Genomic DNA, 21,266 nt, shown 5'->3' on the forward strand with positions numbered 1-21,266 from the left:
TCACACATTTTGCGGTTGAAACACGGTCAATGTGGGAGCGAGCCTGCTCGCGATGGCGTCGTCAAGAGCATCACCATCATCCGCCAACAAGCGCATATTCAGGCGCAACCCGGTCCCGGTGTTCTGCGCCCAAAGCTGTCCGCCCTGACGCTGCACCGCGTTGCGGGCGATGCTCAAGCCCAACCCAAATCCACCATCCCCCGGCCGCGAACCGTCCAGTCGGGTAAACGGCAGGAAGATCCGCTCCAGATCAGCTTCTGCCACTCCACCGCCCTGATCCTCCAGCCACAGGTGCCAGAAATCGCCATCACGACGACCGCCCAATTGGACAATGCCTCCCGCCGGCGAATGACGAATGGCATTACGCAGGATGTTTTCCAACGCCTGGGCCAGGGTGTTGAGATGACCACGAACCCAGCAGGATGCATCCACCGTGCATTGCAACTGCGTTTCGGGCCAGCCACTTTCATAGCAGGCGTTCTCCGTGAGCATTTCCCACAGGGCCTGGATCTGGATCGCTTCGTCGGGCAATCGGGTGCGCTCGGTATCGAGCCACGCCAGTTGCAGCGTGTCTTCCACCAGGCGCTGCATGCCATCGACCTCACGGCCGATGCGTTCGCGCAATGGCTCCAGCCCCTGCTCGCTTTCACTGGCCACCCGCAGGCGGCTCAAAGGTGTACGCAACTCGTGGGACAAGTCGCGCAGCAGTTGCTGCTGCAAGGCCACGGTGCTTTGCAGGCGCTCGGACATGTGATCGAACGCCCTGCCCAACTCGCCCAGTTCATCCGAACGATTGGTGGTGCGGCTCGATAGGCGCACATTCAGTTGGTCGGCACGCCAGGCGTTGGCCTGCTCACGCAAGTGGTTGAGTGGCACCACCAGCAAACGGTAGAGCCCGACGCACAGCAGCAAAGTGAACAGCCCCGGAATCACGCCGTTGGTGATCACCCGCCAGAACACCCGGTATTGCCCAGGCAGAAAGCGTTCGGGCAACTCGATCACCAGGCTGCCGGCGGACGGGTCACCGGGAAACGGTATGCGCATCCACGGCCGGCCTTTCTTGTGGATCGGCCAATCGAGGCCGCGTAAAAAAGTCAGGCGTTCGACTTCCTTGTCCGTCAGCGACTGGTTGCTCAAGGACTGCAAATCACCGCCGATGACACCTACCCAGCCTTTTTCCCGCTGATGCATGCTCTGCAGCCAGTCATCGATGCCGGCGCTCTGGCGCTGCTGCCAGGCCTGTTCGGCTTCGGTGGCGTAGCGCGTCAGGGTGCCGCGGGCTTCATCGGAGAGGAACTGGTTGCGCTGCTCCATGTAACGGCCCCAGGACCAACTCAACCAGATCATCAGCAGACAGAAAGCGACCAATAGACAGGCCAGTTTCCAGAACAGCGAATGCCTGCCCGGCAAGTTACATTTCATCGGCGGCGCTCAGGATGTAACCCTTGCCCCATACCGTACGCACTTCGCGATCGGTGTAGCCAATGGCCTTGAGCTTGCGGCGGATCTGGCTGATGTGCATGTCCAGGCTGCGGTCATGGGCCGCGTAACCGCGTTGCAGCACCTGTTGATAAAGGAAGGCTTTGCTCAGTACTTCGTCGGCGCTGCGGTGCAGCGTCTCCAGCAACCGATACTCGCTGCGGGTCAGGCCACCGGCCTGTTCACCGTAAAAGACCTCGAAGCTTTCATCGTCGAAACGCAGGCAGTCCATCGACGGGGCTGGCACTGCGGGTGCGGGCCGGCGGTCGAGTGCCACCCGCCGCAGAATGGCTTCGATGCGCACCCGCAACTCCACCATGCTGAAGGGCTTTGGCAGATAATCATCGGCCCCCAGGCGAAAGCCGCTGATGCGATCGGCCTCGGCCCCGAGCGCCGACATCAGCAACACCGGGGTGGAATGGCTCTGGCGCAACTGGGTCAGTACCGCCAGGCCGTCCATGCCCGGCAGCAGGATATCCATCAACACCACGTCGAAAGGCTGCCGGCGGGCAATGTCCAGGCCTTCCTGGCCGTTCTGGCACCAGGTCACCTGGAAGCCGCTGCGGTCCAGATGCTCATGAACATAGGCTCCGAGCACAAGGTCGTCTTCGATGGACAGGATTCGAGGGAGGCCAGCAGTGATGGGAGTCATGGCTATCTGCAAATAATTCTCAGTTGAGCGATTATTCAAGATTGCCTCGCCAGGGGCAACCCACCGTTTGTCCGTATCGCCATTGAGTCGTCCGGGCCGACGAATGACGGCACCATTTTTACGAGGATTGCCCGCGAGCAAATCGCTACACTGCGCAAGTGGTGCATGGCGGATGCATGTGCAGGCCTATAAATAGCGGGATGCAGGAGAGATGCGTGCTCAAGAAACTGGGAATCAAAGGCCGCGTGCTGTTGCTGACCCTGTTGCCCACCAGCCTGATGGCGCTGGTGCTGGGGGGTTATTTTACCTGGATGCAACAGGCTGACCTGCAAACCCAACTCATGCAGCGCGGCGAAATGATCGCCGAGCAGCTGGCTCCACTGGTGGCGCCAGCCATGGGCCATCAGGACAACGAACTCCTCGAACGCATCGCCACCCAGGCCCTGGAACAAACCGACGTACGGGCCGTGACCCTCCTGGCTCCCGACCGCACGTCGCTGGCCCACGCTGGCCCGACCATGCTCAATCAGACGCCCTCTGGCAGTGGCACGCAAATGCTGCGCCGCAGTGGCAGCGATGCGACCCGCTATCTGCTGCCGGTATTCGGCAAACACCGCAACCTGGCCGGGGACGTGATACCCGAAGAAGCCGACCGCCTGCTCGGCTGGGTCGAGCTTGAACTGTCCCATAACGGCATGCTGTTGCGCGGTTACCGCAGCCTGTTCGCCAGCCTGATGCTGATCGCTGCGGGACTGACGGGTGCGGCACTGCTGGCCGTGCGCATGGGCCGCACGATCAATCGGCCGTTGAGCCAGATCAAGCAGGCTGTGGCCCAACTCAAGGACGGCCACCTGGAGACCCGCCTGCCGCCCCTCGGCAGCCAGGAACTGGATGAACTGGCTTCCGGCATCAACCGCATGGCCGGCACCCTGCAAAATGCCCAGGAAGAATTGCAGCACAGCATCGACCAGGCCACCGAGGACGTGCGCCAGAACCTGGAAACCATCGAAATCCAGAACATCGAGCTGGATCTGGCGCGCAAGGAAGCCCTGGAAGCGAGCCGGATCAAGTCCGAATTCCTGGCCAACATGAGCCACGAAATCCGCACGCCGCTCAATGGCATTCTCGGCTTCACCCACCTGTTGCAAAAAAGCGAGCTCACCCCACGCCAGCTCGACTACCTGGGCACTATCGAAAAATCCGCCGACAGCCTGCTGGGCATCATCAACGAGATTCTCGACTTCTCGAAAATCGAAGCCGGCAAGCTGGTGCTCGACCATATTCCGTTCAACCTGCGCGACCTGCTCCAGGACACCCTGACCATCCTCGCCCCGGCCGCCCACGCCAAACAGCTGGAACTGGTGAGCCTGGTGTATCGGGATACGCCGCTGTCACTGGTGGGCGACCCGCTGCGGCTCAAGCAGATCCTGACGAACCTGGTGAGCAATGCCATCAAGTTCACCCGCGAAGGCACTGTCGTCGCCCGCGCCATGCTCGAAGAAGAACACGAAGACACCGTGCAGCTGCGCATCAGCATTCAGGACACCGGCATCGGCCTGTCGAACCAGGACGTACGCGCCCTGTTCCAGGCCTTCAGCCAGGCCGACAACTCGCTGTCGCGGCAACCTGGCGGCACTGGCCTGGGCCTGGTGATTTCCAAACGCTTGATCGAACAGATGGGCGGCGAGATCGGCGTCGACAGCACGCCGGGGGAAGGGTCGGAATTCTGGATCAGCCTGAGCCTGCCGAAAACCCGCGACGATGCCGAAGACCTGCCCGCTGCACCGCTGCTCGGGCGCCGGGTGGCGGTGCTGGAAAACCATGAACTGGCCCGGCAGGCGTTGCAGCACCAACTGGAAGACTGCGGCCTCAGCACCACACCGTTCAACACCCTGGAAAGCCTGACCAATGGCGTCACCGCCGCCCACCAGACCGATCAGGCGATCGACCTTGCAGTGCTCGGCATCACCAGCAACGACATGCCGCCGGAACGCCTCAACCAGCACATCTGGGACCTCGAGCATCTTGGCTGCAAAGTGCTGGTGCTGTGCCCGACCACGGAACAGACGCTGTTCCACCTTTCCGTGCCCAACCCCCACAGCCAGCTCCAGGCGAAACCGGCCTGCACCCGCAAGCTGCGACGCTCCCTGTCTGACCTGGTCAACCCGCGCCCGATGCGCAGCGAGCCGAGCGAACCGGTGTCCAGCCGTGCCCCGAAGGTGCTGTGCGTCGACGACAATCCGGCCAACCTGATGCTGGTGCAGACCCTGCTCGAAGACATGGGCGCCAAGGTGCTCGCGGTGGAAAGCGGTTACGCCGCCATCAAGGCGGTGCAGAACGAGACATTCGATCTGGTATTGATGGACGTACAGATGCCCGGCATGGACGGTCGCCAGAGCACCGAGGCGATCCGCCAGTGGGAAAGCGAACGTCATTGCACGCCGCTACCGATCGTGGCCCTCACCGCTCACGCCATGGCCAACGAAAAACGCGCGCTGCTGCAAAGTGGCATGGACGACTACCTGACCAAACCGATCAGCGAACGGCAATTGGCCCAGGTGGTGCTGAAATGGAGCGGTCTGGCGCTGCGCAATCACAGCCCGGAGCGCTCCGGCGATGGGCATGCAGGCGCCCACGACCTGTTGGTGCTCGACCACGACGAAGGATTGCGCCTGGCCGCCGGCAAGGCTGATCTGGCGGCGGACATGCTGGCGATGCTGCTGGCGTCCCTGGAGGCTGACCGCGAAGCCATCCTCCTCGCTCAGCAAAGCAACGACCACAACGCCCTGATCGAACGGGTCCATCGCCTGCATGGCGCGACACGTTACTGCGGCGTACCGCAATTACGTGCGGCCTGCCAACGCAGCGAAACCCTGCTCAAGCAACAGGACCCGAAAGCCGGCGTGGCACTGGAAGAGCTCGACCGGGCAATCAATCGCCTGGCAACCCAGGCGCGCATGAATGCTTGATGCAGCGCAATCGCGAAGGGCTGCCGGCGAGCTAACCTGACGACTGTCGAATGCCGGCTTGCTCAACGGCGCAGGCCACCTTCAAGGAGCACCGCATGCGTACGATTCTTTTCAGCAGCCAGAACTACGACCGCGACAGTTTTCTCGCTGCCGAACAACCGGCCGGCATCGAGCTGCAATTTCAGCCGGCGCGTCTGAGCCTCGACACAGTGGCGCTCGCCCAAGGGTATGAAGCAGTCTGCGCGTTCATCAATGATGACCTCGGCGCGGCGGTACTCGAACGCCTGGCCGCCGGTGGTACACGCCTGATCGCCCTGCGCTCGGCCGGTTACAACCATGTCGACTTGCCGACCGCAAGACGCCTGGGACTGGCCATTGTGCGCGTCCCGGCCTATTCGCCCCACGCGGTGGCCGAACATGCAGTGGCGCTGATCCTCGCACTCAACCGCCGCTTGCCTCGAGCCTATAACCGCACCCGCGAAGGGGATTTCAGGCTGCAGGGGCTGACCGGTTTCGATCTGGTAGGCAAGACCGTCGGCGTGGTCGGCACCGGTCAGATTGGCGCCACCTTCGCCAAAATCATGAACGGTTTCGGCTGCAAGCTACTGGCCTACGACCCCTGCCCCAACCCGCAGGTCGAAGCCCTCGGCGCGCGCTACCTGAGCCTGTCGCAGCTGCTGGCCGAATCGCAGATCATCAGCCTGCACTGCCCGCTCAACGAGCAGAGCAAGCACTTGATCAACCGCCAATCCCTGGCGCACATGCAACCGGGCGCGATGCTGATCAATACCGGGCGTGGCGGCCTGGTGGACACCCCGGCGCTGATCGATGCCTTGAAAGACGGTCGCCTGGGTTACCTGGGGCTGGATGTGTACGAGGAAGAGGCGCAGTTGTTCTTCGAGGACCGCTCCGACCTGCCGTTGCAAGACGATGTGCTGGCACGGCTGCTGACCTTCCCCAACGTGATCGTCACCGCGCACCAGGCCTTCCTGACCCGCGAAGCGCTGGACGCAATTGCCACCACCACGTTGCGCAACATTGCAGCCTGGACGGCGGGCACACCGGAAAACCAGGTGACGGGAGACTGAAACGGATCGAAGGTCGTCTGCCTGCGCGATGCGGCGTTCAAGCCCGTGATAGCATATCGCGCATATTTGGAGGACCCATGGTCGAACACGATTTCCGCTACAGCCTGATGAACCCGCAACACACCCTCACCGAATGCCGCGCCCTGGTGCCGGGGCGCTATCAAGTCACCGGCAACGGTGGTTCGATTCGCAACAATGACGTGCTGGTCGTGACCCTCAAGGGTGCCAAGGACTTGTCCATGCGCCTGACCGTCGAAACGGTTCGCCACCTGATCAACCCGCCCGGCCAATGGGTCGCGGTGGCCAGTGGCCCGGTGTTCGGTGAACTGGCCATCCACACCTGGCAAGTGAACTGTGACAGCTGCGCCAAAGAGCTGAGCTTCGAGTTCGCCGTCGATGCCAAGCTGGGCAACAAGGCCGAAAAGCCTGCCGCCACCGCGCGGATTGCCGAGCTGGGCTGGACCACCGTTGGCGAAAAACACCTGTGCCCGAAATGCCAGGAGCCTGCGTGATGAAACGCCTCGCTCTGACCGCTATGGTCGGCGCCAGCCTGCTGGGCTGCGCCGCCGAGCCGGTGCAACTGCAACAGAACCGCAGCTACATTCTGGAGTGGATCGGCGAGCGGCCGTTGATGGACTACAGCCACCTGACCATCACCCTCGGCGAAGACGGCCGGGCCTACGGCAATGGCGGCTGCAACCACTGGTTCGCGCCGTACACCCTCGAAGGCCACAAGCTGACCTTCGGCAAAATCGGCAGCACCCGCAAACTGTGTGCGCCGGCGCTGATGGAACAGGAAAAACGCTTCCTTCAGGCGCTGGAAAATGTCCAGAGCTGGGACGTCTCCCCGATCGAGCAGATGCGCTTCTGGCCAGCCGAAGGCAAGCCGCTGCGTTGGTGGCTTGAGGAGGGTTGATCCTGCCTCTGTCCATATGAATGACTATGGCGAGGGGCTTACCCCTTCGCCAAATTGAATGATCAGTTTTTAGCCTGCAACGCCTCAAGCTTGGCCATCACACCCGCCGCCGTCTGTTCACCCATCAACTGCTCACGCACCTTGCCCTTGTCATCGATGATGTAGGTCACCGGCAACGCCTCGCTGCGCGGAAGCTCGAACAGTTCGGAAGGGTCCTGGGCCAGCACGGTGAACCTGATTCCCAGTTTCTCGCTCGCGCTCTTCAGTTCCTGCCCCTGGACGTTGTCGAAGTTGACCCCGAACACACCGACTTTCTTGTCCTTGAGCTGCTCGGCCAGGGTGTTCAATTCCGGGATCTCGGTACGGCAAGGCCCGCACCATTCTGCCCAGTAGTTGAGCACCAGCCATTTGCCGTCCAGGCGGTCAGAGGCGATTTTATGACCGTCCTGGTCGATGCCATAGTCATTACCGCAGCCCCCCAGCATCAACGCTCCGATGATCGTCAATGCTGCTGCCAGTCGCCTTGTCATGTCGTGTTCCTTGTCAAAAATTGAATGCGCCTGCGACCCATCGCCTCTCACGGTTCTGGATTGCGCGCTGCACAGTTAGAATAGCCGCCACCTTACGCAAGATGCGACCCGCTCATGACCGATCTGACGCTTTATCACAACCCGCGCTGCTCGAAATCCCGCGGTGCGCTCGAACTGCTTGAAGCCCGTGGCCTGACGCCGACCGTGGTCCGTTACCTGGAAACCCCGCTGGACGCCGCGCAGATCCAGAGCCTGCTAGGCAAACTCGGGATCAGCGCCCGGCAATTGCTGCGCACCGGCGAGGACGAGTACAAGACCCTCGACCTGGCTGACAGCAGCCTGAGCGAAGCGCAATTGATCGCCGCCATCGCCGCCCACCCGAAACTGATGGAGCGACCTATTCTCGAGGCCGGTGACAAAGCCATCATCGGCCGCCCACCGGAGCAGATCCTGGAACTGTTGCCATGAGTGCACCGTACATTCTGGTTCTGTACTACAGCCGCAGCGGCTCGACCAACGAAATGGCCCGGCAGATTGCCCGCGGCGTCGAACAGGTCGGGCTTGAGGCCCGCCTGCGCACGGTGCCGGCGATTTCCAGTGAGTGCGAAGCCGTTTCGCCGGAGATTCCCGACGAAGGCGCGCTCTATGCCAGCCTCGACGACCTGAAGAACTGCGCCGGCCTGGCACTCGGCAGCCCGACCCGCTTCGGCAACATGGCGGCACCACTGAAGTATTTCCTCGACGGCACCAGCAACCTGTGGCTGACCGGCGCCCTGGTGGGCAAACCGGCGGGTGTATTCACCTCCACCGCGAGCCTGCACGGCGGCCAGGAAACCACGCTGCTGTCGATGATGCTGCCGTTGCTGCACCACGGCATGCTGATCACCGGCCTGCCCTACAGCGAGTCGGCACTGCTGGAAACCCAGGGCGGCGGCACGCCTTACGGCGCCAGCCACCACGCCGGTGCAGATGGCAAAAGCGGTCTGGATGCCCATGAAGTGGCGCTGTGCCGCGCGCTGGGTATGCGCCTGGCCAAGACCGCACAGAAACTGGAGAGCTGAGGTGGCCAAGAAACCGAAGATTCTGCCCGCCCTCGAATGGCTCGAACCACGCGTCAAGGCGATGCGCGCCATCAGCCTGCTGTGCTTTTTCGGCCTGGTGGGACTGCTGTGTGCTTACTACCTGGCGATAGCCGACCTGCATGGGGCACGCCCCTGGGTGATCCTGTTGATCGAACTGGTGCCACTGCTGATTCTGGCACCAGGGATGATCATCGGCAGCCCTCGCGGGCATTCGTGGATGTGCTTTGTGGTGAACCTGTATTTCATCAAGGGCGCATTGGCGGCCTATGACCCGAACCGGCAAATCTTCGGTTTGCTGGAAATGGGCGCGAGTTTGGCGGTGTTTTGCTCGGCGCTGTTGTATGTGCGCTGGCGGTATCAGTTGGACCGTAAATTGGCTGGCGAGGGTGAGATTTCCGTCGCCTGATCTGACGCCTTCGCGAGCAAGTCGAATCGTCGCACCGCCGCTCCCACATTGAAATGCGATCAAATGTGGGAGCGGCGGTGCGACGATTCGACTTGCTCGCGAAGGGGGCAACTCGGTCTCAATGATTGACGGTATAAGCCAGCATCATCGAAATCTGGCTCATCGGCCGCCCGCCACTTTCCTCATGCCACTGGTTGAACACGTCCTGCACCAACGCCAGGTCGCGCAGACTGCTCGGCACCTTGTCGATGATGTCCTGCGCATTCAATGCCGCTACCACGTCGTAGCTCGGCACAAAAGTGTCCTTGCCGATCATGCGCAGGAAGCGCGGGGCTGACAGCCCGCCCAACTGATGTCCGCGTTTTTTCAGGAAGGTCCAGAGCCCGACGATATCGGTCACCGGCCAATCGGAGATCAGCGCACCGAAGCTGCCCTTTTCATGGGCCACGTCCAGTATGAACTGCGCATTGCGCGGCACACTCTTGAGCTTGCCCAGGTGACGGATGATCCGCGTGTCCTGCATCAGGCGCTCCAGGTGCTCGGCGCTCATCAGCACGACTTTTTCCGGGTCGAACTTGAAGAACACTTCTTCGAAGGCCGGCCACTTGGCATCCACCAGGCTGTGCTTGAGCCCGGCGCGGAATACCCGTAGCGCCATCATCGAGAGGTAGCGATCGTCGCTGATCTTGCGCAGTTGCGCCGGGGTTTTGGGAACGGGCAGATGGGCTTCCAGTTCAGCTGCCGAACCGAAGCGGTTCAGACAGTATTCATTGAGCCACTTGTAATCGCGCATGCCCTCTCCTGAGGTAAACGAAAAACCTGTGGGAGCGGGCTTGCTCGCGAAGACGTAGTGTCAGCCAACATCAATACTGAAGACACACCGATTTCGCGAGCAAGCCCGCTCCCACAATTTTGATCAGAGGTTGACCACGTTGACGAAACGCGAAGCCGCGCTTTCGTCGATCTTCAGGCTGGTGAAGTCAAACAGATTGCGATCCGCCAGTTGCGACGGGATCACGTTCTGCAGGCTGCGGAAAATGCTCTCGGTACGGCCCGGGGTCTTACGCTCCCAGTCCAGCAGCATTTCCTTGACCACCTGACGCTGCAGATTCTCCTGGGAACCACAGAGGTTGCACGGGATGATCGGGAATTGCTTGAAGTCTGAGTAGGCCTGGATGTCTTTTTCGTTGCAGTAGGCCAGTGGGCGAATCACCACGTTGCGACCATCGTCGGCGCGCAGCTTCGGTGGCATGGCCTTGAGCGAACCGTTGAAGAACATGTTCAGGAAGAACGTTTCGACGATGTCGTCGCGATGGTGACCGAGGGCCATCTTGGTCGCGCCGATTTCATCGGCGAAGGTGTAGAGCGTGCCGCGACGCAGGCGCGAGCACAGCGAGCAGGTGGTCTTGCCTTCCGGAATCAGTTCCTTGACCACCGAGTAAGTGTCTTTCTCGACGATGTGGTACTCGATACCCAGTTCTTTCAGGTAGGCCGGCAATACGTGCTCCGGGAAGCCAGGCTGCTTCTGGTCCATGTTCACGGCCACGATCTCGAACTTGATCGGCGCGACCTTCTGCAAGTGCATCAACACATCGAGCATGGTGTAGCTGTCCTTGCCACCGGACAGGCAGACCATGACCTTGTCGCCATCTTCAATCATGTTGAAATCGGCAACCGCCTCACCGGCCAGTCGGCGAAGGCGCTTTTGCAGTTTGTTCTGGTTGACCGTAAGAGTGCCCATGACGCGAAATCCGTGAGGTGTGACGAAAGGCCGGCATTTTACGCAAATTCTTTGCACTTGTGGCGGCCACATCTCCAGTTCACCTACAGACCCGGCGGCGATTAACAACTGTGTTTACAGCGCGATTTGCTCTAAAGCCCCTACTCCCTCTGGGGAAACTCCTCCCTATACTGCGACATAAGGTCACATACAAATTCAGACCTATGACTTACTTGGCCACATTGGCCCGTAGGCGCTCCACTGGGGGGCGACGGTAAAAACAAGAGGAGTGACTGGCATGATCCATCACGTAGTGGGGCTCTTCACCCACCCTGACCAAGAATGGAAAGAAATCCGTGGCGACCAAGAGGAAAGCATCAGCCACATGTACCTGACCCATACGCTGATCCTGGCGGCGATCCCCGCCGTGTCTGCCTTTATTGGCACCACACAGGTCGGCTGGGTCATCGGCAATCGGCCTCCCGTAATGCTGACCGTAGAAAGCGCGATATGGATGACGATCATGTCGTACCTGGCGATGCTCGGCGGTGTCGCGGTAATGGGCGCGTTCATCCACTGGATGGCCCGCACCTATGACGCCAACCCAAGCCTCGCCCGCTGCATTGCGTTTGCCACCTACACCGCTACACCGCTGTTCATCGGCGGCCTCGCCGCCTTGTACCCGCACTTGTGGCTGGGGATGATCATCGGCACCGCCGCCATCTGCTACACGGTGTATTTGCTGTACGTGGGCTTACCGACGTTCATGAACATTCCATCTGACGAGGGCTTCCTGTTTTCAAGTTCGGTGCTCGCCGTAGGCTTGGTGGTGCTGGTCGCCATCATGGCATTCACTGTAATTGTCTGGGGACTCGGCGTGGGCCCGGTCTACACCAGTTAGCCGCTCATCACTGATAATCAGAACTGCCGACAAAGGCCGCCGCAAGGCGGCCTTTTCATTCTTCAGCAACGAAAACGCACACGACCATTCGGCAACTTGGCGATTCGCAAGGTCCGAGGGTTGCGGCATACTCGAGCGCTCTGGAGATCCATCAAGCATGCCTGAGCAACTCAATACCCGCGTCGAAGACTGTTTCCAACAAGCCGAATCCTTTTTCAAACGACCTTTCAAGCGCCCCGTGGTGAGCCTCAAGCTGCGCGGGCAAAAAGCCGGTGTCGCGCATTTGCACGAGAACCTGCTGCGCTTCAATCCACAGTTGTACCGGGAAAACACCGAAGATTTCCTCAAGCAGACCGTGGCTCATGAAGTCGCGCACCTGATCGCCCACCAGCTGTTCGGCGACCGCATCCAGCCCCATGGTGAAGAGTGGCAACTGATCATGCGCGGCGTGTACGAACTGCCGCCCAACCGCTGCCACACCTATGACGTCAAACGCCGCAGCGTGACCCGCTACATTTACAAGTGCCCGTGCGCCGACAGCGACTTCCCGTTCTCGGCGCAGCGCCACGGCCTGGTTCGGCAAGGTCGGCGGTATTTGTGCCGGCGGTGTCGCAATACCCTGGTGTTCAGTGGGGAGATGCGGGTCGAGTAGCTGGATTTCCGGTGTATGTGCTGCCGCCATCGCGAGCAAGCTCGCTCCCACATTGAGTTTGTGTCGCGCCACTGATCCCCTGTGGGAGCGAGCTTGCTCGCGATGGCGGCCTGACAGGCACTAGAGAATCACCTTGGATCGTCGCAACTGCTCGATCCGCTCGATGCTGAACCCCAACTCCCCCAACACCTGATCCGTATGCTGCCCCAGCGCCACGCCAATATGCCGAGGCTCAGGCAAACCTTGCGAAAATTTCAGCGGGCACGCCATCTGTGCCTGGGACGAGCCATCGCCACGGGGCACGTCGGTCACCAATTCCCGCGCCTGCAACTGCGGATGACACAGCGCTTCTCCCAGACTCAACACCGGCTCGACACAAGCATCCAGTTCGGCGAACAGCGCGCGCAAATCGACGAAGTCATGCTTTTCGAATTCGACCCTCAGCGCGTCTTTAAGCTGTTTCTGATGCGCCGGTTGCGGTGACAGGCCGAGGCCGGCCAATTCCTCCAGCCCCAACGCCGTACACAACTGTTTCATGAAGGCCGGCTCAAGGCTGCCCACCGACAGCCAGCGCCCATCCCGGGAGCGGTAGTAATCGTAGAAGCTGCCGCCGTTGAGCACCTGGTTTTCCGGCCCCGGCTCGACGCCACAGGCCAGATACCCGGCACCCGCCATCGCATTCAGGCTGAACGCACAGTCGGTCATGCTCACATCCAGGTGCTGGCCCTGCCCGGTTTGCTGCCGTGCAATGACCGCCGCCAGCAAGCCAATCACCCCGTGCAGCGAACCGCCGGCGACATCCGCCACTTGCATGCCCAACGGCAGCGGCCCACTGTCGGTTCGGCCGGTGTAACTCGCCAGCCCGGACAGGGCCAGGTAGTTGATGTCATGGCCGGCGCGGTCCTTGTAGGGGCCGGTCTGGCCGTAGCCGGTGATCGACACATATATCAGTTTCGGATTGATCGCCTTCAGGGCTTCGTAACCCAGGCCCAGACGTTCCATGACACCCGGGCGGAACTGCTCGAGCACGATGTCGTAATCCTGCAGCAACGACCTGATCACCTCCAGCGCCTCAGGTTGCTTGAGGTCCAGGGCCAGGCTGCGCTTGTTGCGGTTGAGGTAGGCATGACTGGCTGACACGCCTTGATCGTGGGGCGGCAATACCCGCAGCAGATCCATGCGCGTCGGTGATTCGATGCGCAGCACCTCGGCGCCCATGTCCGCCAGCAGCAACGAGGCGAACGGCCCCGGCAGCAGTGTCGAGAAATCCAGAACCTTGAGTGATGCCAGTGGACCGAGCATGAGCGTTCTCCCTTGACGATGCCCACAGCCTAGGCAGCCGATCGCTTTGCAGCAATCACCTTATACGCCACGTGCAGTGACCGTTACGCTCAATCGCCGGGCATGAAAAAACCCGCCGAAGCGGGTTTTTCATTACAACAAGGCTTACTTGGCGTTAGCCGGGGCTACCTCTTCGACGTGGCCCAAAACATCGTCTTTAGGCTCGTCGGCAATGCCGCGACCGCCCGAGGCCAGCTCCGCTTGCAACACATCGGTGTCCAGTTCCTTGACCCACTTGGCCACGACGACAGTGGCAACGGCGTTGCCGATCAGGTTGGTCAGGGCACGGGCTTCAGACATGAAGCGGTCGATGCCGAGGATCAACGCCAGGCCGGCAACCGGCAGGTGGCCGACGGCGGACAGGGTCGCAGCCAGTACGATGAAACCGCTACCGGTCACGCCCGCAGCGCCTTTGGAGGACAGCAGCAACACCACCAGCAGGGTGATCTGGTGCGTGATGTCCATGTGGGTGTCGGTGGCCTGGGCAATGAACACCGCGGCCATGGTCAGGTAGATGGCAGTACCGTCGAGGTTGAACGAGTAACCGGTCGGGATCACCAGACCCACGACAGATTTCTGCGCGCCCAGACGCTCCATCTTGATCAGCATGCGTGGCAGTACCGATTCCGAAGAAGAAGTACCCAGCACGATCAGCAGTTCTTCACGGATGTAGCGGATCATTTTCAGCACGCTGAAGCCGTGCAGGCGGGCGATGGAGCCCAGCACGATCAGGATGAACAGCAGGCAAGTGATGTAGAAGCACGCCATCAGTTGACCCAGTTGCACCAACGAGCCGACACCGTAGGCGCCGATGGTGAAAGCCATGGCACCGAAGGCACCGATTGGCGCGAGCTTCATGATCATGTTGATGATGTTGAACATCACGTGGGCGAAGCGATCGATGAAGTCCAGCAGCGGCTTGCCGTAGGCACCCAGGCGATGCAGGGCGAAACCGAAGATCACCGAGAACATCAGCACTTGCAGGATGTCACCGGTGGCGAAGGCGCCGACGATGGTGGCCGGGATCACGTTCAGCAGGAAGCCGACGACGCTTTGGTCAGCGCCGGCCGCAACATAAGCGGCAACCTTGGAGGCATCAAGGGTGGCGACGTCGATGTGCATGCCATTGCCTGGCTGCACGATGTTGACCACGACCAGACCGACCAGCAGGGCGATGGTCGAAACGATCTCGAAGTACAGCAGCGCGTAGCCGCCGGTCTTGCCGACCGATTTCATGTCCTGCATGCCGGCGATACCGCTGACAACGGTACAGAAGATGATCGGGGCGATGATCATTTTGATCAGCTTGATGAACCCGTCACCCAGTGGTTTAACGGCCACACCAAACTGTGGATAGAAGTGACCGAGTGCGATACCGATGACAATTGCAACGATCACCTGGAAATACAGGGATTTGTACAGTGGCTGACGAGTCGTCATTGCAAAGTTCCTCAAGGGTGCCCGGTGACAACATCCATCTGTTGCCCGCAACACCGCAATTGCGAACCCTCCTGCACTGGAGGGATTTGTTTTTTCGAGCTGCGCAACGGCAGGCATCTGCTCGTTCTATCGCAAGGCCCGTGCCACCTTCCGTAAAATCCCTGCAAGCCTTTTGATCTCTGGGGTTGCAGCGAATTCCTTGTCACCGAACGGCTACAAGCATGTGGCGGATTTCCGCCCTTCCATTAAAAGTCGTCCTGCTATTTGGCGGATATCCGCCCTGTTCATGCCCGCGGTGCGCAGCTAACATCCGTCGATCAACGGTCAGATCTGCTGCCATGCGCGAACGCACCATCGCCAGTCATTTCGCCCGCGCCGCCCTAGGTGGTGCGCGTCGGCACGGCTACGACTATTCGGCCCTGCTACAGCAACTGGGAATCAGCCCCGAGTTGCTGGACGAGCCCCGGGCACGCATCGCTCCGGAGCAATTCACCCAATTGATCCAGGCATTATGGCTGGCACTGGACGACGAGTACCTGGGATTCGGGCAAGCCCCAAGCAAGCCGGGCAGCTTCGCGATGATGTGCCATGCCGTGATTCACTGCCGCAACCTGGATAAGGCACTCAATCGCGGCTTATTGTTTTATAGCCTATTCCCCGGGGCTCCGCGTTTGACCCTGAGCCGCGAAGATGAATGGGTGCGCCTGAGCCTGGACGACTCGCAACTCTGGGACCCGGATCATTTCCTCAGCGAAAGCCTGCTGGTGATCTGGCACCGTTTCGGCAGCTGGCTGATCGGCCAGCGCATTCGCCTGGAACAGGCCACGTTCAGCTACCCCCGGCCGGAACACGGCGCCGAGTACGACCTGCTGTTTTCCTGTCCGCTTGAGTTTTCCAGGCCCCAGAGCAGCTTGTTGTTTCACAGCCGCTACCTGACCATGCCGCTGTTGCAGGATGAACGGACCCTCAAGCATTTCCTCGAGCGCTCCCCCGCCGACCTGCTCTCGCGCCCGGACGATGGCGACAGTTTGAGCAGTCGCCTGCGGCGCTTGCTCAGTCGCGACAGCTCACGCTGGCCCGACCTGGAAGCCGTGGCCGCGCACCTGCACATCAGCCCTCAGACCTTGCGCCGGCATTTGCGGGAAGAGGGTTCGAGCTTTCAGGAATTGAAGGACCAGTTGCGCCGGGACATCGCGATTTATCACCTGAGTCGCGCTGACCTGTCGTTGCAACAGATCGCCGAGCAGCTGGGATTTTCCGAGCCGTCGGCGTTTCACCGGGCGTTCAAGAAGTGGACGGGGCTGACACCGGGGGCTTATCGGGCGCAGGAGAGCTGAGTTTCAGCACCCGCGTTGCACAGTGATCACTGGCGCCCGTGCGAACACACTCGAAAATACCCCGTCCAGGTTTTGCGAACGCTTACTCTAAAGGCGGGATGATCAGTGACAAGCCAGGGTAAATTTTATCTGGATGATCCAGCACCGACCTGTTCGCATTAAAGATCAGTGGGTACTTGGCAGCATCACCATAAAACTCTCTGGCAATCTTGGACAATGTATCGCCCCTTACAACCACATACATATTCAACTGACTGACCGGCGGAATCGCCAGTGTGGCCGGTGATTCGAAATCCACATCGCCCAGCAGGTTTATCTGTTCGATGAACCGGCCAAGATTATTGGCCGTGGTCGCGTGTATGTCATGCATGAGCACAATGGAGTTCTTTCTGTTCCTTATTTGCTCAACACCATGGGATACCCAGCCTCCCGGTTGGTAGTTGCTGTTCCAGTCCAGGGTATCCACGCTCCAGAGAACCTGCCGGTACCCCAACTCGGCGACAGTGCGATCGACCAGCGCATCGTGAGCGCCATAAGGCGGCCTCATGATCAGGTCCGGCTGCTGGTAGGGAGCCAGTGCCTGCTCCGTCATTTTGATCTGATCGATGATCGTGTCCTTGTCCTGGCCGACCAGCCTTAGATGATCGTAAGTGTGATTGCCGATCCGGTGCCCTTCGCCCAGGATGCGCTTGATACGCTCGCCATGCCTGGCAACCAGATTGCCAACAATAAAAAACGTTGCCTTGATATCAAACAGCGCCAGTGTTTCGAGCACGGTTTCGGTCTGGGTTTGCCGAGGACCATCGTCAAACGTCAGCCAAACTTTCTTCCTTTCCATTTTTATCTCCTTTGGTGGCTTGTAACGCTTCAGCCCCTATCCACTCATGCACCAACACAGGCTCTGCGTGTGCATGTCGTCAATAAGGCGAGGCTTATTACCTGCCAGCAAACGGCTGAACGCCAACAAAACATTGTTGCCGGTCGTTTAACGCTTGATGCCTGTAGCGGCCCGAAAAGACCGCTATCAAATACCCGTTCAAAGCGCCGGAAAATGAATCCGGAACGCCGCTCCGCCCATCGGCGAATCGCCCAGGGTCAGCTTGGCGCTGTAGCTCTCGATGATGTCCTTGACCACCGCCAGGCCGATGCCCTGCCCCGGGTGCTGGCGGTCCAGGCGCTCTCCGCGCTCGAGAATCCGTGAGCGCTGATCCTGTGGTACGCCGGGGCCGTCGTCCTCGACACACAACTCGGTGCCGCTGAGGGTTTCACGCACACTGATGCGTATTTCGCCCAGGCACAGGCGATAGGCGTTTTCCAGCAGGTTGCCCATCATCTCCAACAGAGCGCCCTGTTCGATCGGTACGTAGCACGGGTCGGGCAGGTCGAACGCGATGTGCACGCGCTTGTCGCGATAGACCTTGTCCAGCGTGTCGCACAGGCTTTTCAGCACCGGCCGCAAGTGCACCTGATGACGTACCAGGCCGCTTTTTCGCAGGCTGGCGCGCTGCAACTGGTAGCTGATCTGCTGGCTCATGCGTTCGATCTGGGTTTGCAGCACCCAGGCCTGATCGCGATCCTCGGGACGCTGGGCCAGGTCTTCACTGACGCCTTGCAACACCGCCAGGGGCGTTTTCAGACTATGGGCCAGGTCGTCGAGGGAATCACGGTAGCGACTACGCTGCTCACGCTCACTGTGCAGCAAACGGTTGAGAGAGCCGGTCAGGCGCAACAATTCCCGGGGATGTTCCTCACTGAGGCTTTCGCGGGTGCCACCTTCGATCTGGTCCAGTTCCTGGCTCAAGCGCCGTAATGCCTGCAAGCCCCAGGTCAGGCCGATCCACAGCAACGCCAGCAGCACCAGCAGTGCTGCGCCAAAACCCAGATAGAGATTTTCCCGCAGGCCTTCGAGGGTCACCTCATACTCGCGAACCGGCTGCAACGCCACGATGCTGAAGGCTGCGCTTTTGCCGCCGAGCAACTTGACCTCGACGTCGTAGACGAAGAACTCCTGGCCATTGGCTTCGCGGATCCGCGCAAACTCGTTGCCACGCCCGTCGTAGCGCGGCTTGTAATTGATGCGTTCTTCCTGGGTCGCCTTCGAACGCCAGACCAGATGCCCTTCACGGTCATAGATGTAGCCGAGCAATCGGCTATCGGTGAGGTTGAAGCGTTCGTCGGGCAATTGCGCAGGCATCTGCAGGCTGTTGTTCTCCACTCGGGCGGCAGAGATCAGCGTGGTCACGTCGGATGCCAGACGCTGCTCGATGGAGTCCTGCAGCGCCAGGCTGAAGGCACCCTGCATCGCCGGCAGCAACGCCAGCATGAACAACACCGCCAACAGCGTGGCGGCGAGCATCAAGCGAATGCGCAGCGAACGGATCAAGTGCAACGCTCATTGAACAGGTAGCCCAGGCCGCGCACGGTGTCGATCGGCTTGAACCCGCCCGGCCCCTCCAGTTTGCGGCGCAGACGGCCGACCAGCACCTCGATCACATTCGGATCACGCTCGCCGTCATCCGGGTAGAGCTGTTCCATCAAGCGGTCCTTGGGTACCACTTGCTGATGGTGACGCATCAGGTATTCGAGAATGCGGTACTCATACGCGGTCAGTGCCAGCGGCTGTTCGTCGAGGGACGCCTGCTTGCGGTTCAGGTCCAGCAGCAAGGGACCGGCAACGATGGTCGACTGGGTGAAACCACTGGAGCGGCGCAGCAAGGCATTCAGGCGGGCCTCCAGCTCTTCGAACTGGAATGGCTTGACCACGTAATCGTCGGCACCGGCGGCCAGGCCTTCGACCTTGTCCTGCCAGTTGCCGCGCGCGGTGAGGATCAGGATCGGAAAGCTCTTGCCACTTGAGCGCAACTGGCGGATCAGGTCGAGCCCGCTCATGCCCGGCAGACCGAGGTCGATCACCGCCAGGTCAAAGTTGAACTGCGCGGTCTGGTACAGCGCCTCCTCGGCGTTGGCCACGGACTCGACCACGTGGCCGCTCTCCGTCAGGCGGGTTTGCAGGTGATGACGCAGCAGCGCTTCATCTTCGACAACCAGCAGTTTCATAACGCTCTCCCGGGCAAATCAACATCTCCAGAGGCACAACGTCGCACCTCAATAGCTAACATGGCAACGCCGGATCAGTCACTCGGGCTGATCCGGCGCAGGCCGCTCACGAAACGCTTGTCAGAAAGCGTAGTTGGCGGACAGGTAAGTCTGGGCGCTGCTGGTCAGGTCCAGCGAACCCTGCTTGCTGCCGCCGCGTTCACTCATCTCGGTGCTGGCGTTGCTGCGCAGGTAACGGTAACCCAGTTCAACCGAGGTGCTCTGCGAAACCTGTTGCAGCACACCCACCTGGCCGCCGATGGCGTAGCCGATATCACTGTCGCGGCTGAAGCCTGGCGACTCCTGAGTCATTTTGGTCAGGCCGGCTGTGGCGCCACCGAACAGCCTGGTGCTGCCGCCTACCGGGTAGAACAGATCGTAGCTGCCCAGGAGGTTTTCCTGACGCAGCTTAATGCCGTTGTGCGAGCCCGACACATTGTCGTAAGTGGCGTAGTAGCGGCTCTTAGTGTTTTGCTGGCCCAGACGAACACCCCAGGTGGTGTCCTTGCCGATCACGCCATCGGCGTTCGGGTGATTGAGGTTGTCGTTCAAGGCGTGGGATTTTTTGACCTTGTCGCTGGTCTGTCCAAGAGTAAGGCTGGCGAAGTTATCGTCGGACGCGAAAGCCGCGGTGCTTGCGCCCAGAATCGTGAATGCCAGAAGCAGTTTTTTGAATCCAGTCATTGGGGAGTTTCCTCATGTGTCGTTTGCTTTTTGGGTACGGGGCAAGGTTACGCACCGCGCCCTGAACTCCCCCTGAACACACTCTGAACCTGGGCTGAACCGACCCGCCCTGAATATTTCGACACGTTTCAACAGGAAATCCGACCATGCAATGGACAAGGTCGGCGCCGACTACCCATTCGTCAGAAGCTTTGCACTACCCAGCCTCAAGCCAACCCGGCAAAATGCCAGATATGAATCCAACCCCCGCCCTGCCCGTCTGCTGCACGCCCCTCGATGACCGTTGGCCGCTGCCGTTTGTGCTGCCCGATACGGTCCTGTTGAGTACTCACTTCGATAGCGCCCGGCTGGCCAGCGATGACTTTCAGCGCAGCGCTGTCGAAGCGCCGGCGAGCATTCAGCGCTCCGTCGCCAAACGGCAGGCGGAGTTTCTCGCTGGGCGAGTGTGTGCCCGGGCCGCGTTACAGCAGCTCGAAGGATTGAGCTTCATTCCGGCCATCGGTGAAGACCGGGCACCGGTCTGGCCTGCTCATATCGCTGGCTCGATCACCCACAGCACTGGTCGGGCCGCGGCGATCGTGGCGAACAAAAGCCATTGGCGCGGCTTGGGCATGGACCTGGAAAACCTGCTCAATGCCGAACGGGCCGAACGCCTGGCCGGGGAAATCCTCAATCCGCCGGAGCTACAGCGCATGGCGGCCGGTGATCACGATCAACGGGCGTTGCTGGTCACCTTGACGTTCTCGGTCAAGGAAAGCCTGTTCAAGGCGCTCTATCCGATCGTTCGGCGTCGTTTTTATTTCGAACACGCCGAAGTGCTGGAATGGAGTGAGTCGGGTGAGGTGCGGTTGCGATTGCTTACTGATTTGTCCAGAGAATGGCGCAATGGCACCGAGCTGGATGCGCAGTTCGGGGTCAAGGATGGGCAGTTGTTGAGTCTGGTCAGCATCAAGACCTGAGGTTTATTGGCGCC

22 protein-coding genes are annotated in these 21,266 nt (G+C 60.5%); 11 read left to right on the forward strand and 11 right to left on the reverse strand.

Annotation, left to right across the window (positions count from 1 at the left end; translation table 11 throughout):
* Together KGB28_RS17190 and KGB28_RS17195 are read right to left on the reverse strand one after the other, a co-directional pair.
* On the reverse strand, window positions 1–1,422 hold the full coding sequence (locus KGB28_RS17190; protein ID WP_223446577.1) for a sensor histidine kinase: 1,422 nt from the start codon (window positions 1,420–1,422) through the stop codon (window positions 1–3).
* On the reverse strand, window positions 1,412–2,131 hold the full coding sequence (locus KGB28_RS17195) for a response regulator transcription factor (RefSeq protein WP_150726125.1): 720 nt from the start codon (window positions 2,129–2,131) through the stop codon (window positions 1,412–1,414). The genes KGB28_RS17190 and KGB28_RS17195 overlap by 11 nt, the downstream gene beginning before the upstream one ends.
* 215 nt (window positions 2,132–2,346) lie before the next feature.
* Here KGB28_RS17195 and KGB28_RS17200 point away from each other — a divergent pair, with 215 nt between their 5' ends.
* The 4 genes from KGB28_RS17200 (at window position 2,347) to KGB28_RS17215 (ending at window position 7,104) form a co-directional block, all read left to right on the forward strand.
* Window positions 2,347–5,100, forward strand: coding sequence for a response regulator (locus KGB28_RS17200; protein ID WP_223446579.1), 2,754 nt, complete (start codon window positions 2,347–2,349; stop codon window positions 5,098–5,100).
* 95 nt (window positions 5,101–5,195) lie between these two features.
* On the forward strand, window positions 5,196–6,188 hold the full coding sequence (locus tag KGB28_RS17205) for a 2-hydroxyacid dehydrogenase (protein WP_223446581.1): 993 nt from the start codon (window positions 5,196–5,198) through the stop codon (window positions 6,186–6,188).
* 77 nt (window positions 6,189–6,265) lie between these two features.
* The gene (locus KGB28_RS17210) at window positions 6,266–6,700 is read left to right on the forward strand and encodes a hypothetical protein (protein ID WP_007988765.1); all 435 of its coding nucleotides are present in this window, start codon (window positions 6,266–6,268) and stop codon (window positions 6,698–6,700) included.
* Window positions 6,700–7,104 carry an META domain-containing protein gene (locus KGB28_RS17215; protein ID WP_223446583.1) on the forward strand — a complete coding sequence of 135 codons (405 nt, stop codon included), beginning with the start codon at window positions 6,700–6,702 and terminating at the stop codon, window positions 7,102–7,104. The genes KGB28_RS17210 and KGB28_RS17215 overlap by 1 nt, the downstream gene beginning before the upstream one ends.
* Window positions 7,105–7,166: 62 nt before the next feature.
* On the opposite strand, the gene KGB28_RS17220 is transcribed toward KGB28_RS17215, so the two are convergent.
* Window positions 7,167–7,634, reverse strand: coding sequence for a TlpA disulfide reductase family protein (locus tag KGB28_RS17220; RefSeq protein WP_223446585.1), 468 nt, complete (start codon window positions 7,632–7,634; stop codon window positions 7,167–7,169).
* 114 nt (window positions 7,635–7,748) lie between these two features.
* On the opposite strand from KGB28_RS17220, the gene arsC reads away from it, so the two are divergent.
* The 3 genes from arsC to KGB28_RS17235 are packed head-to-tail and all read left to right on the forward strand — an operon-like array spanning window position 7,749 to window position 9,122.
* Window positions 7,749–8,102 (forward strand): arsenate reductase (glutaredoxin), encoded by a 354-nt coding sequence (gene arsC, locus KGB28_RS17225; protein ID WP_223446587.1) that lies wholly within the window; start codon window positions 7,749–7,751, stop codon window positions 8,100–8,102.
* Window positions 8,099–8,695, forward strand: a complete 597-nt coding sequence (gene wrbA, locus KGB28_RS17230; RefSeq protein WP_223446589.1) for an NAD(P)H:quinone oxidoreductase — start codon at window positions 8,099–8,101, stop codon at window positions 8,693–8,695. The genes arsC and wrbA overlap by 4 nt, the downstream gene beginning before the upstream one ends.
* Window position 8,696: 1 nt before the next feature.
* On the forward strand, window positions 8,697–9,122 hold the full coding sequence (locus KGB28_RS17235) for a DUF2069 domain-containing protein (protein WP_223446591.1): 426 nt from the start codon (window positions 8,697–8,699) through the stop codon (window positions 9,120–9,122).
* A gap of 118 nt (window positions 9,123–9,240) precedes the next feature.
* On the opposite strand, the gene KGB28_RS17240 is transcribed toward KGB28_RS17235, so the two are convergent.
* Both KGB28_RS17240 and ttcA read right to left on the reverse strand, forming a co-directional pair.
* Entirely contained in the window at window positions 9,241–9,915 is a 675-nt protein-coding gene (locus KGB28_RS17240; RefSeq protein ID WP_223446593.1) for a DNA-3-methyladenine glycosylase I, read from the reverse strand.
* Window positions 9,916–10,038: 123 nt separating this feature from the next.
* Entirely contained in the window at window positions 10,039–10,863 is an 825-nt protein-coding gene (gene ttcA / locus KGB28_RS17245) for a tRNA 2-thiocytidine(32) synthetase TtcA (protein ID WP_008051493.1), read from the reverse strand.
* A gap of 277 nt (window positions 10,864–11,140) precedes the next feature.
* On the opposite strand from ttcA, the gene KGB28_RS17250 reads away from it, so the two are divergent.
* Both KGB28_RS17250 and KGB28_RS17255 read left to right on the forward strand, forming a co-directional pair.
* On the forward strand, window positions 11,141–11,743 hold the full coding sequence (locus KGB28_RS17250; protein ID WP_056728028.1) for a Yip1 family protein: 603 nt from the start codon (window positions 11,141–11,143) through the stop codon (window positions 11,741–11,743).
* A 157-nt stretch (window positions 11,744–11,900) separates the two neighbouring features.
* Window positions 11,901–12,395, forward strand: a complete 495-nt coding sequence (locus tag KGB28_RS17255) for a SprT family zinc-dependent metalloprotease (protein ID WP_048394212.1) — start codon at window positions 11,901–11,903, stop codon at window positions 12,393–12,395.
* Window positions 12,396–12,515: 120 nt separating this feature from the next.
* On the opposite strand, the gene KGB28_RS17260 is transcribed toward KGB28_RS17255, so the two are convergent.
* Both KGB28_RS17260 and KGB28_RS17265 read right to left on the reverse strand, forming a co-directional pair.
* Entirely contained in the window at window positions 12,516–13,697 is a 1,182-nt protein-coding gene (locus KGB28_RS17260; RefSeq protein ID WP_223446595.1) for a CaiB/BaiF CoA transferase family protein, read from the reverse strand.
* 144 nt (window positions 13,698–13,841) lie between these two features.
* Window positions 13,842–15,176 (reverse strand): dicarboxylate/amino acid:cation symporter, encoded by a 1,335-nt coding sequence (locus KGB28_RS17265; protein ID WP_223446597.1) that lies wholly within the window; start codon window positions 15,174–15,176, stop codon window positions 13,842–13,844.
* Between the two features lie 338 nt (window positions 15,177–15,514).
* Here KGB28_RS17265 and KGB28_RS17270 point away from each other — a divergent pair, with 338 nt between their 5' ends.
* Window positions 15,515–16,513, forward strand: coding sequence for an AraC family transcriptional regulator (locus KGB28_RS17270; protein WP_223446598.1), 999 nt, complete (start codon window positions 15,515–15,517; stop codon window positions 16,511–16,513).
* An 82-nt stretch (window positions 16,514–16,595) separates the two neighbouring features.
* On the opposite strand, the gene KGB28_RS31825 is transcribed toward KGB28_RS17270, so the two are convergent.
* The 4 genes from KGB28_RS31825 to KGB28_RS17295 all read right to left on the reverse strand — a co-directional run bounded on the left by KGB28_RS31825 (window position 16,596) and on the right by KGB28_RS17295 (window position 20,293).
* Window positions 16,596–17,351 carry a polysaccharide deacetylase family protein gene (locus KGB28_RS31825; protein WP_263296781.1) on the reverse strand — a complete coding sequence of 252 codons (756 nt, stop codon included), beginning with the start codon at window positions 17,349–17,351 and terminating at the stop codon, window positions 16,596–16,598.
* Between the two features lie 198 nt (window positions 17,352–17,549).
* Complete coding sequence (locus KGB28_RS17285; RefSeq protein WP_223446600.1) at window positions 17,550–18,896, reverse strand: ATP-binding protein; 1,347 nt, start codon at window positions 18,894–18,896, stop codon at window positions 17,550–17,552.
* A complete protein-coding gene (locus tag KGB28_RS17290; RefSeq protein ID WP_223446602.1) occupies window positions 18,893–19,570 on the reverse strand; it encodes a response regulator transcription factor in 678 nt (225 codons plus the stop codon). Before KGB28_RS17290 ends, KGB28_RS17285 begins: the two co-directional genes overlap by 4 nt.
* Window positions 19,571–19,690: 120 nt before the next feature.
* The gene (locus tag KGB28_RS17295) at window positions 19,691–20,293 is read right to left on the reverse strand and encodes a hypothetical protein (RefSeq protein ID WP_223446604.1); all 603 of its coding nucleotides are present in this window, start codon (window positions 20,291–20,293) and stop codon (window positions 19,691–19,693) included.
* Window positions 20,294–20,526: 233 nt separating this feature from the next.
* Between KGB28_RS17295 and KGB28_RS17300 the strand changes: the two genes are divergently transcribed.
* On the forward strand, window positions 20,527–21,252 hold the full coding sequence (locus KGB28_RS17300; RefSeq protein ID WP_223446606.1) for a 4'-phosphopantetheinyl transferase: 726 nt from the start codon (window positions 20,527–20,529) through the stop codon (window positions 21,250–21,252).
* The last annotated feature ends 14 nt before the right edge of the window (window positions 21,253–21,266 follow it).

The organism is Pseudomonas sp. BF-R-19 (assembly GCF_019956445.1).
GTDB classification, from domain to species: domain Bacteria; phylum Pseudomonadota; class Gammaproteobacteria; order Pseudomonadales; family Pseudomonadaceae; genus Aquipseudomonas; species Aquipseudomonas fluorescens_BH.

Excerpts from the sequence above, each read along its gene's own strand:
- KGB28_RS17210 (WP_007988765.1), top strand. The coding sequence starts at position 6,266 with ATGGTCGAACACGATTTCCGCTACAGCCTGATGAACCCGCAACACACC.
- KGB28_RS17300 (WP_223446606.1), top strand. The coding sequence starts at position 20,527 with ATGAATCCAACCCCCGCCCTGCCCGTCTGCTGCACGCCCCTCGATGAC.
- ttcA (WP_008051493.1), bottom strand. The coding sequence starts at position 10,863 with ATGGGCACTCTTACGGTCAACCAGAACAAACTGCAAAAGCGCCTTCGC.
- KGB28_RS17190 (WP_223446577.1), bottom strand. The coding sequence starts at position 1,422 with ATGAAATGTAACTTGCCGGGCAGGCATTCGCTGTTCTGGAAACTGGCC.
- KGB28_RS17220 (WP_223446585.1), bottom strand. The coding sequence starts at position 7,634 with ATGACAAGGCGACTGGCAGCAGCATTGACGATCATCGGAGCGTTGATG.
- KGB28_RS17290 (WP_223446602.1), bottom strand. The coding sequence starts at position 19,570 with ATGAAACTGCTGGTTGTCGAAGATGAAGCGCTGCTGCGTCATCACCTG.
- KGB28_RS17205 (WP_223446581.1), top strand. The coding sequence starts at position 5,196 with ATGCGTACGATTCTTTTCAGCAGCCAGAACTACGACCGCGACAGTTTT.
- KGB28_RS17265 (WP_223446597.1), bottom strand. The coding sequence starts at position 15,176 with ATGACGACTCGTCAGCCACTGTACAAATCCCTGTATTTCCAGGTGATC.
- KGB28_RS17255 (WP_048394212.1), top strand. The coding sequence starts at position 11,901 with ATGCCTGAGCAACTCAATACCCGCGTCGAAGACTGTTTCCAACAAGCC.
- KGB28_RS17250 (WP_056728028.1), top strand. The coding sequence starts at position 11,141 with ATGATCCATCACGTAGTGGGGCTCTTCACCCACCCTGACCAAGAATGG.
- KGB28_RS17240 (WP_223446593.1), bottom strand. The coding sequence starts at position 9,915 with ATGCGCGATTACAAGTGGCTCAATGAATACTGTCTGAACCGCTTCGGT.
- KGB28_RS17270 (WP_223446598.1), top strand. The coding sequence starts at position 15,515 with ATGCGCGAACGCACCATCGCCAGTCATTTCGCCCGCGCCGCCCTAGGT.
- KGB28_RS17295 (WP_223446604.1), bottom strand. The coding sequence starts at position 20,293 with ATGACTGGATTCAAAAAACTGCTTCTGGCATTCACGATTCTGGGCGCA.
- KGB28_RS17195 (WP_150726125.1), bottom strand. The coding sequence starts at position 2,131 with ATGACTCCCATCACTGCTGGCCTCCCTCGAATCCTGTCCATCGAAGAC.
- KGB28_RS31825 (WP_263296781.1), bottom strand. The coding sequence starts at position 17,351 with ATGGAAAGGAAGAAAGTTTGGCTGACGTTTGACGATGGTCCTCGGCAA.
- wrbA (WP_223446589.1), top strand. The coding sequence starts at position 8,099 with ATGAGTGCACCGTACATTCTGGTTCTGTACTACAGCCGCAGCGGCTCG.
- KGB28_RS17215 (WP_223446583.1), top strand. The coding sequence starts at position 6,700 with ATGAAACGCCTCGCTCTGACCGCTATGGTCGGCGCCAGCCTGCTGGGC.
- KGB28_RS17260 (WP_223446595.1), bottom strand. The coding sequence starts at position 13,697 with ATGCTCGGTCCACTGGCATCACTCAAGGTTCTGGATTTCTCGACACTG.
- arsC (WP_223446587.1), top strand. The coding sequence starts at position 7,749 with ATGACCGATCTGACGCTTTATCACAACCCGCGCTGCTCGAAATCCCGC.